12 protein-coding genes are annotated in these 12,580 nt (G+C 75.3%); 1 reads left to right on the plus strand and 11 read right to left on the minus strand.

What is annotated here, in order from left to right; all coding sequences use genetic code 11:
• The first annotated feature begins 13 nt into the window (after window positions 1–13).
• Window positions 14–1,444: a MocR-like pyridoxine biosynthesis transcription factor PdxR gene (gene pdxR / locus OU787_RS17830; protein WP_268659963.1), complete on the plus strand. Its 1,431-nt coding sequence runs from the start codon at window positions 14–16 to the stop codon at window positions 1,442–1,444.
• On the opposite strand, the gene OU787_RS17835 is transcribed toward pdxR, so the two are convergent.
• The 11 genes from OU787_RS17835 to OU787_RS17885 all read right to left on the minus strand — a co-directional run bounded on the left by OU787_RS17835 (window position 1,432) and on the right by OU787_RS17885 (window position 12,460).
• On the minus strand, window positions 1,432–1,623 hold the full coding sequence (locus tag OU787_RS17835; RefSeq protein WP_030460333.1) for a DUF6126 family protein: 192 nt from the start codon (window positions 1,621–1,623) through the stop codon (window positions 1,432–1,434). The genes pdxR and OU787_RS17835 overlap by 13 nt on opposite strands.
• A gap of 41 nt (window positions 1,624–1,664) precedes the next feature.
• Window positions 1,665–2,270 (minus strand): helix-turn-helix domain-containing protein, encoded by a 606-nt coding sequence (locus OU787_RS17840; RefSeq protein ID WP_030460334.1) that lies wholly within the window; start codon window positions 2,268–2,270, stop codon window positions 1,665–1,667.
• A 335-nt stretch (window positions 2,271–2,605) separates the two neighbouring features.
• Window positions 2,606–4,339: a pyruvate dehydrogenase gene (locus OU787_RS17845; RefSeq protein WP_268659964.1), complete on the minus strand. Its 1,734-nt coding sequence runs from the start codon at window positions 4,337–4,339 to the stop codon at window positions 2,606–2,608.
• 102 nt (window positions 4,340–4,441) lie between these two features.
• Window positions 4,442–4,699, minus strand: coding sequence for a hypothetical protein (locus OU787_RS17850; RefSeq protein WP_030463504.1), 258 nt, complete (start codon window positions 4,697–4,699; stop codon window positions 4,442–4,444).
• Between the two features lie 72 nt (window positions 4,700–4,771).
• Window positions 4,772–5,860: a cytochrome P450 family protein gene (locus OU787_RS17855; RefSeq protein ID WP_232795178.1), complete on the minus strand. Its 1,089-nt coding sequence runs from the start codon at window positions 5,858–5,860 to the stop codon at window positions 4,772–4,774.
• Window positions 5,857–7,269 (minus strand): cytochrome P450, encoded by a 1,413-nt coding sequence (locus OU787_RS17860; protein ID WP_268659965.1) that lies wholly within the window; start codon window positions 7,267–7,269, stop codon window positions 5,857–5,859. The genes OU787_RS17855 and OU787_RS17860 overlap by 4 nt, the downstream gene beginning before the upstream one ends.
• Window positions 7,266–7,862, minus strand: a complete 597-nt coding sequence (locus OU787_RS17865) for a GTP-binding protein (protein WP_268659966.1) — start codon at window positions 7,860–7,862, stop codon at window positions 7,266–7,268. Before OU787_RS17865 ends, OU787_RS17860 begins: the two co-directional genes overlap by 4 nt.
• Window positions 7,840–8,184: a DUF742 domain-containing protein gene (locus OU787_RS17870; RefSeq protein WP_030463500.1), complete on the minus strand. Its 345-nt coding sequence runs from the start codon at window positions 8,182–8,184 to the stop codon at window positions 7,840–7,842. Before OU787_RS17870 ends, OU787_RS17865 begins: the two co-directional genes overlap by 23 nt.
• Window positions 8,181–9,830: a roadblock/LC7 domain-containing protein gene (locus OU787_RS17875; protein ID WP_268659967.1), complete on the minus strand. Its 1,650-nt coding sequence runs from the start codon at window positions 9,828–9,830 to the stop codon at window positions 8,181–8,183. Before OU787_RS17875 ends, OU787_RS17870 begins: the two co-directional genes overlap by 4 nt.
• Before the next feature lie 103 nt (window positions 9,831–9,933).
• Window positions 9,934–12,111: a SpoIIE family protein phosphatase gene (locus OU787_RS17880; protein ID WP_268659968.1), complete on the minus strand. Its 2,178-nt coding sequence runs from the start codon at window positions 12,109–12,111 to the stop codon at window positions 9,934–9,936.
• A gap of 124 nt (window positions 12,112–12,235) precedes the next feature.
• On the minus strand, window positions 12,236–12,460 hold the full coding sequence (locus OU787_RS17885) for a hypothetical protein (protein ID WP_268659969.1): 225 nt from the start codon (window positions 12,458–12,460) through the stop codon (window positions 12,236–12,238).
• Window positions 12,461–12,580: the final 120 nt, after the last annotated feature.

Consider the following 12,580-nt stretch of genomic DNA (forward strand, 5'->3'; position numbering starts at 1 on the left):
GTTCATTTGAGGGATGGATTCCTGGGCCACTTTCGGCGGCGACCTGCACCTCGACCTGGACGCCGGACGCACCCGCGGCCTCGGCCTGCGCGCCGCCCTGGAGGACGCGCTGCGCACCGCCGTCCGCGACGGCCGGCTCACCGCCGGCACCCGGCTGCCGTCCTCCCGGGCGCTCGCCGCCGACCTCGGCATCGCCCGCAACACCGTCGCCGAGGCGTACACCCAACTCGCCGCCGAGGGCTGGCTGGCCTCCCGCCAGGGCTCCGGCACCGTGGTCGCCGAACGCGGCCCGCAGCCGTCCCCCGCCGCGCCGCCGCCCGGCCTGCACGCCCGGCCCGCGCCCGTGCACAACCTGCGCCCCGGCTCGCCCGACCTCAGCCGCTTCCCGCGCAGCGCCTGGCTCTCCGCCGCCCGCCGCGCCCTGGCCGCCGCCCCGCACGAGGCGTTCGGCTACGGCGACCCGCGCGGCCGGATCGAACTGCGCCGCGCCCTGGCCGGCTACCTGGCCCGGGCCCGCGGCGTGCGCACCGACCCGGAACGGCTGCTGGTCTGCACCGGCTACCTCCAGGGCCTCGGCCTGCTCTGCGCCGCGCTGCGCGAACACGGCCTGACCGAGGTCGCCGTGGAGGAGTACGGACTGCCCCCGCAGCACGCCGCGATCGCCGCCCGCGGCCTGGCCCTGCGCCCGCTCCCGCTGGACGAGGGCGGCGCCCGCACCGCCGAACTCGACCGCACCGAAGCCGGGTTGGCGGTGCTCACCCCCGCCCACCAGTTCCCCACCGGCGTCCCGCTGCGGGCCTCCCGGCGGGCCGCCGCCGTCGACTGGGCCCGGCAGACCGGCGGCTACCTGCTGGAGGACGACTACGACGGCGAGTTCCGCTACGACCGGCACGCGATCGGCGCGATGCAGGCCCTCGACCCCGAACGGGTGGTGTACGCGGGCACCGCCGCCAAGTCGCTCGCCCCCGGCCTGCGGCTGGCCTGGCTGGCGCTGCCCGCCGCCCTGGTCGAACCGGTCACCCGGCACAAGCGCCTCGCCGACGGGCAGAGCGGCGCCCTGGAGCAGCTCACCCTGGCCGAACTGATCGACTCCGGCGGCTACGACCGGCACGTCCGGCGCAGCCGGCACCTGCTGCGCCGCCGCCGCGACCGGCTGGTCGAGGTGCTCGCCGCCCGCGCCCCGGACGTCCGGGTCACCGGCCTGAACGCCGGCCTGCACGCCGTCCTGGAACTCCCCGCCGACGGCCCCGGCGAGGACGAACTCCTGCACCGCGCACGGCAGTCCGGCCTCGCCCTGAACACCCTGGGCTGGAGCCTCGCCCCCGGCGCGGACCCCGCGCCCGGCCGGCCCCCCGGGCTGGTGATCGGCTACGGCACCCCACCCGAGCACGCCTTCGAGGCCGCCCTCGACGCGCTGTGCACCCTGCTCGGTCAGCCCTTGTGACTGCCCACGTAGAACAGCAGGAACAGGAAGGCCACGAAGACGTGGCCCGACACGATGTAGATCCACACCCGGATCCACACCCGGTTCGAGGCCCGGTAGCCCGCGTCGATGGTCTCGGCGTACTTCGGGACGGGGGCGTGGGCGGGGGCGTGGGCGGCGGGCTTCGGGGTGTCGGCCATGGCGGTCTCCTGACGGTGGTGGCGGACGGGGGTGTGACGGTCTAGATGCGCGGGGCGTCGCCCAGGCACAGGTCGCCGCCGGGGCTCTGCAGCAGCGTGTGGACGAAGACCAGGTCGAGACCGGCCGCCGAGTCCGCGGCGATCACGTGCGGGGTCATCGAGTCGAAGTGCGCCGAGTCGCCCTCGTCCAGCAGGTGGACCCGGTCGCCCAGGGTCAGCCGCATCCGGCCCCCGGTGACGTACAGCCACTCCTCGCCCGGGTGCACCCGCACCACCGCGTCCTGCGTGTCCGGCGGCACGTGCACCCGCAGCGCCTGCATCGCCCGGCCCTGCGCACCGGCCCGCCGGTACCCCCAGCCGCCGGCCCGCCCCGGCTCGACCCGCCCGCCCCGGATCACCGGGTCCGGCTCGCCCGGCTGCTCCCCGAGCAGCTCGGCCACGCTCGTCCCGTACGCCCGGGCCAGGCCCAGCAGCACCGGCAGCGAAGGCTGCCGCCGCCCGGTCTCCAACCGCGACAAGTAAGCTGGCGAGAGTCCGACCCGGGACGCCGCGACCTCCAGCGTCAACCGACTGGAGACCCGCTGCTCCCGCAGCCGCGCACCGAGGCCCGCGACTTCCTGGTCCTCACCGAGAGGGCTGTCCGTCATGGGGCAAGTCCACACCCTCCCTGCCCCAGAGGCAACAAACTTGCCCCACAGGCAAACCCCCTCTCCCGCACCCCCATCCTCCCGCCCCACCCCCCACCCCCACCAGGGCCGACCGGCCCCTCCCCAGGGCGCCCCCCGGCCGCCCGCCAGGGCGCCCCCGCACCCTGCGCCCGCCAGGGCCTCCCCTCCACCTTCCCTGCCCCGGCGAAGCCGCTTGCCTAGCCCCCTTCCCCGCCGCCCGCCAGGGCCCCTTCGGCCCCGGCCGTCCTCTTCCCGGTTTCCTCTCCCTCTCCTCGGCCGCCCGCTAGGGCCCTCCCCCTGCCCCGAGGTTCCCGTCAGGGGCGCGGGATGTTGCGGAGGTTGGAGCGCGCCAGGTCGATCATCTTGCCGACGCCGCCGGTCAGGACGGTGCGGCCGGCGGCCAGGGCGAAGCCCTTGAGCTGGGCGGCGGTGATGTGCGGGGGGATGGAGAGGGCGTTGGGGTCGGTGACGACGTCGACCAGGGCGGGGCCGGGGCGTTCCAGCGCGTCGGCGAGGACCTCGCGGACCTTCGCCGGGTCGGTGACCCGCTTCGCGGCGATGCCGCAGGCACGGGCGATCGCCGCGTAGTCGACGTCGCCGTTGTCGATCTCGGACTCGGGGTAGCCGGAGACCAGCATCTCCAGCTTGATCATGCCGAGCGCCCCGTTGTTGAACACCACGGTCTTCACCGGCAGCCGGTACTTCGCCACGGTGAGCAGTTCGCCGAGCAGCATGCCGATCCCGCCGTCGCCGGACATCGAGACCACCTGCCGTCCGGGGAAGGCGAGTTGGGCACCGATCGCGTGCGGCAGGGCGTTGGCCATCGAGCCGTGCAGGAAGGAGCCGATGACCCGGCGGCGCCCGTTGGGGGTGAGGTAGCGGGCGGCCCAGACGTTGCACATGCCGGTGTCGACGGTGAAGACGGCGTCCTGGTCGGCGACGTCGTCGAGGACCGAGGCGACGTACTCGGGGTGGATCGGCCGGTGCTTCTCGATGCCCCTGGTGTACGCGCCGACCACCGTCTCCAGCGCCTTGCAGTGCCGGTCCAGCAGGCCGTCCAGGAAGCGGCGGTCGGTCTTGCGCTCCAGCAGCGGCAGCACGGCCCGCAGGGTGGCGGCGACGTCGCCGTGCACGGCGAGTTCGAGCGGAGTGCGGCGGCCGAGCCGGGTCGCGTCGTGGTCGACCTGGACGGTGCGGGCCTGCGGGAGGAAGGAGTCGTACGGGAAGTCGGTGCCCAGCAGCAGCACCAACTCGGCCTCGTGCAGGGCCTCGTGGCAGGCGCCGTAGCCGAGCAGGCCGCTCATCCCGACGTCGTAGGGGTTGTCGTACTGCACCCATTCCTTGCCGCGCAGCGAGTGCCCGATCGGGGCGTGCAGCACCTCGGCGAGGTGCATCAGCTCCTCGTGCGCGCCGCGGACGCCCGCGCCGGCGAAGACGGTCACCGTGCGGGCGGAGTTGAGCGCCTCGGCGAGGGCCTGGACCTGGGACCAGGGCGGGGCGGCGACGGCCTGCTCGGTGAGGAAGCTGCTGCGGCCGGTGGGGGAGGGGGCGGTGAGCGCGGCGACGTCGCCGGGGAAGGCCAGCACCGAGACGCCGGGGGAGCCGAGCGCGTGCTGGATGCCGACCCGCAGCAGCCGGGGCAGCTGGACCGGGTTGGAGAGCATCTCGCACCAGGAGCTGCAGTCGGTGAACACCCGCTCGGGGTGGGTCTCCTGGAAGAAGCCGGTGCCGATCTGCGCGGACGGGATGTGCGAGGCCAGGGCCAGTACGGGCACCCCGCTGCGCTGGGCGTCGTACAGGCCCTGGATGAGGTGGGTGTTGCCGGGGCCGCAGCTGCCCGCGCAGACCGCCAGGCGCCCGGTCAGCTCGGCCTCGGCGGCGGCCGCGAACGCCCCGGCCTCCTCGTTCCTGACGTGCACCCAGGAGATGCCCTCGGCGCGGCGGATCGCGTCGACGACCGGGTTGAGGCTGTCGCCGACCACCCCGTAGACGCGTTCGACCCCGGCCTGCTGGAGCACTTCCACCATCTGGTCGGCCACGCTGCCCACGGGATCACCTCACGCCAGGAACCACGGAAGAAACGGACATTCGCACCATAGCGGTTCGCCTGTCCGGGGTGTGGCTCCTGACCGTCGGGGGTCGGGGCGTGGCTACTTCCCGTCGACGGTCGCGCCGAGGGCCTCGCAGGCGCCGGTGGCGGAGTCGGTGAGCGGGCCGACCACCGGGTACTGGGCCAGGTCGCGGTGGCACAGTTCGGCGGTGGAGGGCAGCGGGCCGTGGTAGCCGGTGTCCAGGCCCTGGGCCTGGCCGAGGCCGCCGGCCGAGGCGATCGGGGCGGCCTGGGCGGGGGCCTGGGCGAGCGCCAGCCCGGCCACGGAGAGGACGGCGAGTGCGGTGAGCTTCTTCATGGCAGGTGCAACGAGGCCGACCCCCGCCCGGTCACGTGGAGCGACCCGGCGGGGGCGGCGGCCGACGCCCCGTCAGCCGAGCCGGACGCGCAGGCTGCTGATGCCGTTGCTGACGAACGAGGGGATCGGGCGCGGGTCCGCGCCCTCGGCCGGCCGCAGTCCGGGGAAGCGGGCGAACAGCTCGCGCAGCGCGGTCTCCGCCTCCAGCCGGGCCAGCGCGGAGCCGATGCAGAAGTGCGGCCCGTGCCCGAGCGAGAGGTGCCGGACGGGGGAGCGGGTCAGGTCGAAGCGGTCCGGGTCCGCCCAGTGCTCCGGGTCGCGCCCGGCGGCCGCGTACGAGGCGAGCATCCCGTCGCCCTTGCGGATCACCACGCCCCCGCCGAGGTCGATGTCCTCCAGCGCGTAGCGCATCGGGAACTGGCCGACCGGGGAGTTCCAGCGCAGCGTCTCCTCGACCACCGCGGACCACGGCACCGCGCCGTCCCGCACCAGCCGCAGCTGCTCGGGGTGGGTGAGCAGGGCGTGCACCGCGTTGCAGATCAGGTTGAGGGTGGTCTCGTGGCCCGCCACCACCAGCTGCAGCAGGACGCCGATCAACTCGGGCTCGGTGAGGCGGTCCTGGTCCTCGCGGGCGGCGATCAGCGCGCTGGTCAGGTCGTCGGCGGGCGCGGCCCGCTTCGCGGCGGCGACCCCGGCCAGCAGCGCCCCGATGTCGCGGGCGGCCGCGGCGCCGGCGCCGGGCGCCGCGGAGGAGCTGACCACGACGTCGGACAGCTCGTGCAGCCGGTCCTGCTGCTCCGGGGTCAGGCCCAGCAGCCGGCCGATGACGTGCATCGGCAGCGGGTAGGCGAACCGGCTGCGCAGGTCCACCCCGTCCGCCGGGTCCTCCGCGGCGGCCAGGCCGTCCAGCAGTTCGGCGACCCGCCGCTCGATCGCCGGGGCCAGCTCGGCGATCCGGCGCGGGGTGAGCGCCTGGGCGGACAGCGCGCGCAGCCGGCGGTGGTCGGCACCGTCGGAGGTGGTCATCCCGGGGACGGTGACGAAGGTCAGCAGCGGCCAGCCCTCCGGCAGCCGGCCCTCCCGGTACAGCGACCAGTGCTCGACGCCCTTGCCGACCCGGGGGTCGGCCAGCAACTGCTGCAGGGCGTCGTGGCCGGTCACCGCCCAGACCACCACCCCACCAGGGAGCTCAACCTGCGTCGCAGGTCCGAGAGCGCGGAGCCGGCGGTTCTCGGCGTGCTGGTCGGCTCCGACGGGGTCGAGTCTGTAGGGGCAGACCCGGTCTGCGGCTGCGGTGTCCATGCGGTCCTCTCGGGCGGGGCGGAGCGGGGCGGGGTGAAGGCGCTGTACAGCACCGGCAGGCTGGTCAGGGCGCGCGACCAGGGCGACGGGCGCCAGGTCAACTCATGTGCAGGAACGGCGAGTTGGAGATCCGGCAGGCAGTGCAGCAGGGTCTCGATCGCGGTCTCCACGACCAGCCGGGCCGGGTCCTTGGCCGGGCAGACGTGCCGGCCCGCGCCCCAGGCCAGGTGGGCCCGGTTGCCGCTGAGGCCGTCCGGGCCGTGCGCCGACGGGTCGTCGTTGGCCCCGGCCAGGCCGAGCACCAGCAGGTCACCCGCGCTGATGTACTGGCCGCCCAGCACGGTGTCCGAAGTGGCCCACCGTCCGGGGAAGTTCTGCACCGGCGGGTCGCGCCACAGCACCTCGTCCAGGGCGTCCGCGACGGTCGCCCGGCCGCCGGTCAGGCTGGTGCGGAAGCGGCGGTCGGTCAGCAGCAGCCGCACCGTGTTGCCGATCCAGTTGATGGTCGGCTCGTTGCCCGCCACCAGCAGCACCACCAGGTGGTGCACCACCTCCTCGTCGGTCAGCCCGACCGGGTGGGTCAGCAGCCAGGAGGTCAGGTCGTCGCCGGGCCGCTCGCGCCGCCGCCGCACCAGCGAGGCCAGCAGCCCGGCCAGCGCGGCGGCCGAGCGCTGCGAGTCGGCGGTGCTGTCCACCACCCCGGTGATCAGCTCCAGCAGCGGCGGACCGTCCTCCTCGGGCAGGTCCAGCAGCTGGGTGAAGACCAGCAGCGGCAGCCGCCGGGTGAACTGGGCCACCAGGTCGGCGGTGCCGTCCGGCCCCCAGCTCTCGATCAGCGCCATCGCGGCCGCCTCGGTGGTCTCCCGGAGCCGCTTGTGGTCGATCCGGGCCAGCGTGTCGCCGACCGCGGTGCTCAGCCGCTGGTGCTCGGCGCCGTCCGCGCTCTGCAGGGTGGGCCGCCAGGTGGTCATCGGCACCAGGTGCGAGTCCGGGCGCAGCCGGCCCTCCCGGGGCACCCGCCAGCCCCGCGAGTCCTTGGAGAACTGCTGCTCGTTGCGGGTCAGTTCGAGCATCTCCTGGTACCCGATGACCAGCCACGCCTCCACCCCGGGCTCCAGCTCGATCGGCGCGACCGGGCCGTGCTCGGCGCGCAGCCGGGCGTACAGGCCGTGCGGGTCGGCGACGAGCGCCGAGCCGTACAGCGGGACACCGGCCGGGCGGCCGGTGTAGGGACAGCCGGTGGCCGCCAGGTGTTCGGGAACGGTCATGACAGCTCCAGGGCGCCGACCCGCAGGTGGTCGACGAAATCGATCAGCAGGCGGTGCGCGGCGCCCTCGTCGCGGACGTCGCAGGTCAGGATCGGCACGCCGGGCAGCAGGTCGAGCGCCGCCCGCAGTTCCTCCTCCGGGTACGGCGGGGTGTCCGGGAACAGGTTGACCGCCACCGCGAACGGGATGCGCTGCTCCTCCAGCAGCCCGAGCACGTCGAAGGACTCCTCGATCCGCCGCGAGTCGACCAGCGCGATCGCGCCCAGCGCCCCGCGCGACAGGTCCTCCCACAGCGGCCAGAACCGCTGCTGCCCGGGCGTGCCGAACAGGTACAGCGCGAGCCGGCCGCTGAGCGTGATCCGGCCGAAGTCCAGCGCCACCGTGGTGGTCGACTTGTGCGGACGCCCGGTCAGGTCGTCCACGTCCTCGCCGGCCGCGGTCATCGTCTCCTCGGTGCGCAGCGGGTCGATCTCGCTCAGCGCCCCGACCAGGGTGGTCTTGCCCACCCCGAACGGGCCGGTGACCAGGATCTTCACCGCGCCCTGCACACCGGGCGGCAGGTAGGCGGGCTCAACGGAGCTGGCGGAGGCCAACCAGCACCTCCTCGATCAGGGCGAGCGGTGCCCGCTCGGCCGGCCGTGCGGGCGGCAGCACCTGGACCGCGCCCAGTTCCCACAGGTCGCCCACCAGCACCTTCAGCACGCTGATCGGCAGGCCGAGGTGGGCTGCCACCTCGGCGATCGACAGCAGCTCCCGGCAGATCTCCAGGATCTCCAGCTGCTCCCGGTTCACCACCATCGGATCGACCGCGACCCCCGACACGGTCCGCACCAGGCTCTCGAACTCCAGCACGTTCCGTCCGGCCCGGCTGCGCCCGCCGGTGATGACGTACGGGCGTACCGGTCCGCGGCTCACCGGAGGTCCCCGGCGGCGGTGGTCTCCTGCCGGGGCGCGGCCGTCAGGTGCTCGCCGATCCGCCCGACCAGCATCTGCATCTGGTAGGCGACCAGGCCCGCGTCCACCGTCTCCCCGGTGACCACTGCGAGGTGCGCGCCGGCCCCGGCGGCGACCACGAACAGGTAGCCGCCGCCGTACTCGATGACGATCTGCCGGGTGCTGCCGTCGCCGAAGCCGGTAGCCACCCCCCGGGACAGCGACTGCAGCCCGGAGCAGGCGGCGGCCAGCCGTTCGGCGTCGTCCCGGTCGATCTGCGCGCTGCGGCCGATCTCCAGTCCGTCGTTGGACACCACGAGGGCGTGCCGGACCTCCGGTACCGAGACGATGTCGGCCAGCAGCCAGCCGAGATCAGGGTTGGTCGTCATGGGAGTCTCCCTGGGGGGAAGCGGGGAATACGTCGGGGCGGTCCGCGTCGGACCGCCGGTCCTGCTGGGCGGCGAGGCGGCCGTCGGCGGTGCCGCTCTGGAACAGCGACATGAAGGCCTGGGCCTCGCGTGCGGAGCGCGGCGACACCGCCGGTTCCGCGGGGAACGGGTCGCGCGGGGCGCTGCCCCGGCGGTTGGTGCGGCGGGGCAGCGCGCCGCCCTGCGGCGGCACCGCGGGCCGCTGGGCCGCCGCGGTCCGGGGGAGACCGGGCGGACGGGCAGCGGGTCGGCCGCCCGGGGCTGCGGCTCGGCGGCCGGCGGGCGGACGGTGCCGGGCAGGCCGCTCGGCAGCGGGTCGGTGAGCAGCGCGTGCGGCAGCAGCACCACCACCCGCACGCCGCCGTACGGGGACGGCGTGGAGTGCACGGTGACCCGGAAGCCGTACTGCTGGGCGAGCCGGCCGACGGCGGCCAGGCCCAGCTGCGGGACCTCGCCGATCCGGGAGACCTCCAGCGAGCCGCCGCCGGCCAGCGCGGCGGCGGCCTTGGTGACCGTCACGTCGGTCATCCCGACGCCGCAGTCGTCGATCTCGATCACCGCGCCGTTGTGCACCGGCATCAGCGTCACGTACACCTGCGAGCTGGGCGGCGAGTAGCGGGTGGCGTTGTCCAGCAGTTCGGCCACCGCGTGGATCAGCGCCTCGGCGGCCGCGCCGAGCACCGCGGTGTCCACCCGGTTGTGCACGACCACCCGCTGGAACGGCAGGATCCGGCCCTGGGCGCCGCGCACCACGTCCTCCAGCGGGACGGGCTCGGGCCAGGTCCGGCCGGCCCGGGAGCCGCAGAGCACGGCCAGGGTCTGGGCCAGGCGGGCCTGCTGGGCGGCGGCGTGGTCGGCCCGCAGCAGGCCGTCGAGCAGCACCGGGTCGTCGTGGGTGCGCTCCATCTCGTCCAGCCCGGCCTGCTGGTCGTGCGCCATCACCAGGATCCGGCGGGCCACGTTGAGGAAGGCCCGGCGGGTCGCCGCGTTCATCTCCTGCTCCTGCAGGGCGGCCTCGGCCCCGGCCCGGCGGTCGGCCAGTTCGGCGGCCAACTGCGCCCGGACGTCCGCGAGTTCGCCCTCGCTTCGGGCCAGCCGGGAGCGCAGTGCCCGGGTGACGGCACGGGAGCGGGCAGCGGCCGCGAGGCTGGAGAGGGCGAGCAAGGCGGTTGCTGCCAGGCACCATTGAGTGGTCGTCACACGCGGAGTTTATGGTGGTGTTACTACTTGCGTATGAACGGTTCCAACTTCGGCTGTTCAGATTCCGTCAATTTCGGACAAGCCGGGCGGGACGGGTCGGCGCTCAGGTAGAGATCCGGTGAAGCAGGAGCAACGCCACGTCGTCCTGCCGGACTTCGCGCTCCGTCACGTTCAGCGTCAGCAGGTCGGCCAGCCGCTCCAGCGCCTCCGGCCGCCCCAGCCGCCGGGCCCCGCCGGCCTCCGCCGTCCACAGCTCCAGCCCGCCCAGCATCCGCTGCACCGACTCGTCGTAGTCCTCGTCCCGGACCTCCACCAGCCCGTCCGTGTAGGCCAGCAGCGTCTCGCCCGGCTCCAGCCGGGCCTCCGCCGGCGGGTAGCGCACATCCGGCAGCACCCCCAGCGGCGGGCCGCCCGGCAGCTCCAGCTCGGCCGCCCCGCCCGCCCCGATCCGCACCGGCGGCGGGTGCCCGGCCCGGGCCGCCCGCAGCAGCCCGCTCGCCGGGTCCAGCACCACGTACAGGCAGGTGGCGAACAGCTCGGTCTCCATCTCGGCCAGCAGCCGGCTGGTCCGCTCCAGCGCCGCCGCCGGGTCGTTGCCGTCCGTCGCGTACGCCCACAGGCCCGAACGCAGCTGCCCCATCACCGCGGTGGCCTCCGCGTTGTGGCCCTGCACGTCGCCGATCACCAGCCCGACCAGGCCGTCCGGCAGCCGCAGCAGGTCGTACCAGTCGCCGCCGATCTGCATCCCCTCGGTGGACGGCAGGTAGCGCGCCGCCGAGGCGATCCCCGGCAGCACCGGCAGCGAGCGCGGCAGCATCGCCCGCTGCAGCTCGCTGGCCCGCTCGTGGTGCACGTCGTACAGCCGGGCCCGCTCCAGCGACTGCGCCAGGATGCCCGCGAACGCCGAGTACATGGTGCGGTCCTCGCGGCTGAAGGACCGCTCGGTGGCGAAGGTGATCAGGCAGGAGCCGACCTGCCGCCCGGAGGCCACCAGCGGCAGCACCGTCCAGGCGGCCGGCGCCCCCGGGCCCCGCCCCGGCCCGCCCGGCTCGCTGAACAGCGGGGTGGCCCGGGCCAGCACGTGCTCCATCACCCCGCCCGCCAGGTCGTGCAGCCGGTTCAGCTCCGCCCGGTGCGGGCCGCCGAACAGCGCGGGCGACACCGGCATCAGCCGCCCCTCGTCCACCAGGTCCAGCACCACGCCGGCCGCGCCCAGCGCCGGCCGGGCCACGTCGGTCAGCGCCGCGGTCACCTCGCGCACCGTCACCGCCCGGGACAGCGCCCTGGTCAGCGCCAGCAGCAGGGTCGAGCGGGCCCCCGCCGCCGCGGCCGCCGCGAGGCCGCCCGCCGGGCCCGGCCGCCACTCCCGCCCGGTCAGCAGCCCCGCCGTCCGCACCGGCCGCCGGTGCACGTCCAGCATCACCTCGCCGGCCTCGTCCACCTGCCAGGCCGTCCCGTCCGGCCGCACCACCCGGTACGAGATCCGGTACGGGCCGCCGACCGCCAGCGCGTCCGCCAGCGCGGCCTGCACGTCCGGCAGGTCCTCCGGGTGCACCACGTCCGCCAGGTCCGGCGCCCGCCCGGTCGCCCCCGGCGGCGGCAGGCCCACCAGCCGGTACGCCTGCGCGTCCCACAGCGTCTCGCCGGTGACCAGGTCCCGCTCGAACGCCCCGACCCCCGCCGAGCGCACCGCCAGCGACAGCAACTCGCCGTCCGGGGAAGGCAGTTCGGTGCGCGGCCCGTCCGAGGCGGGGTCGGCCGCGTGCACGTGGTCCAGCAGGTGCGCGAGCCGGTGCGCGACCACGTCGGCGAAGGTCTCCAGCAGCTCCACGTCCCGCCGCGGGACGGCCCCGCGGTGGGCCAGCGCGAGCGCCAGCGAACCCACCGGGTCCCCGTCCACCACCAGCGGCAGCACCGCCAGCGCGACCAGGCCGGTGCCCAGGCCCGCCGCCGTGTTCGGGTAGTCCGCGCTGGTCTGCTGCGGGCTCAGCAGCACCGGCTCCCGCCGCCGCAGCGCCAGCGCCGCGGGCAGCCCGCTCGCCGGGTCGACCACCCCGTACTTGCGGTGCGCCCACTCGGGCAGCTCGTGCGAGGCGGTCAGCCGCAGCATCCCGCCGCCGTCCAGCAGGTACAGCGCCGAGCCCTCGCCGGTGATCCAGGCCGGGCCCTCGGCCAGCAGCGCCGCCAGCAGTTCCGCCGCGCTCGACGCCCGGAGCAGCGCCCGCACGCACCGCAGCTCGGAACGGCTGGCGCGGCGCGGGGAGTTCCGGTCCTGGTCCATGGGAGGCGCCCGGCCCTTCCGGTCGACGTGCCAGTGCTGACCATCTTATGGACGCACCGGGCAACCGGCCGCTTTCACGACACGTCGGGCAACACGGGCATTTCCGACACCCCGCCCGGAGGCCTCACTGGCCGTCGACCTCGCCGTACCCGCGCTGCGGGCCCGCGGCGACCGGCCGCAGCGAGCGCAGCCCGCGCGCCACCGCGATCCCGCGCCGCAGCGCGCTGCCCCAGCCCTCCCGCGGCGGGGCGGCCGCCGGCCGCGCGGCACCCAGGGCGCCGTCCGGCGCCGTCCGGGGAGCGGGGATCAGCCCCGTGCCGGGCTCGATGTGCTGAGTCGCCTGCGGCATGTCCTGATCCTCCGTGCTTGTCGGCCACACCCGTGGAAGGTCTCCACGCGGTATGACTTCCCGACCGAAGGACAGTGTTACGCACCGGCGGTGTCGGAATGGTGGGGGACAGGTTGCGAA

Source organism: Kitasatospora sp. YST-16 (genome assembly GCF_026802215.1).
In the GTDB taxonomy this organism is placed as follows: Bacteria; Actinomycetota; Actinomycetes; order Streptomycetales; family Streptomycetaceae; genus Kitasatospora; species Kitasatospora cineracea.

Excerpts from the sequence above, each read along its gene's own strand:
- pdxR (WP_268659963.1), top strand. The coding sequence starts at position 14 with ATGGATTCCTGGGCCACTTTCGGCGGCGACCTGCACCTCGACCTGGAC.
- OU787_RS17885 (WP_268659969.1), bottom strand. The coding sequence starts at position 12,460 with ATGCCGCAGGCGACTCAGCACATCGAGCCCGGCACGGGGCTGATCCCC.
- OU787_RS17860 (WP_268659965.1), bottom strand. The coding sequence starts at position 7,269 with ATGACCGTTCCCGAACACCTGGCGGCCACCGGCTGTCCCTACACCGGC.
- OU787_RS17835 (WP_030460333.1), bottom strand. The coding sequence starts at position 1,623 with ATGGCCGACACCCCGAAGCCCGCCGCCCACGCCCCCGCCCACGCCCCC.
- OU787_RS17840 (WP_030460334.1), bottom strand. The coding sequence starts at position 2,270 with ATGACGGACAGCCCTCTCGGTGAGGACCAGGAAGTCGCGGGCCTCGGT.
- OU787_RS17850 (WP_030463504.1), bottom strand. The coding sequence starts at position 4,699 with ATGAAGAAGCTCACCGCACTCGCCGTCCTCTCCGTGGCCGGGCTGGCG.
- OU787_RS17880 (WP_268659968.1), bottom strand. The coding sequence starts at position 12,111 with ATGGACCAGGACCGGAACTCCCCGCGCCGCGCCAGCCGTTCCGAGCTG.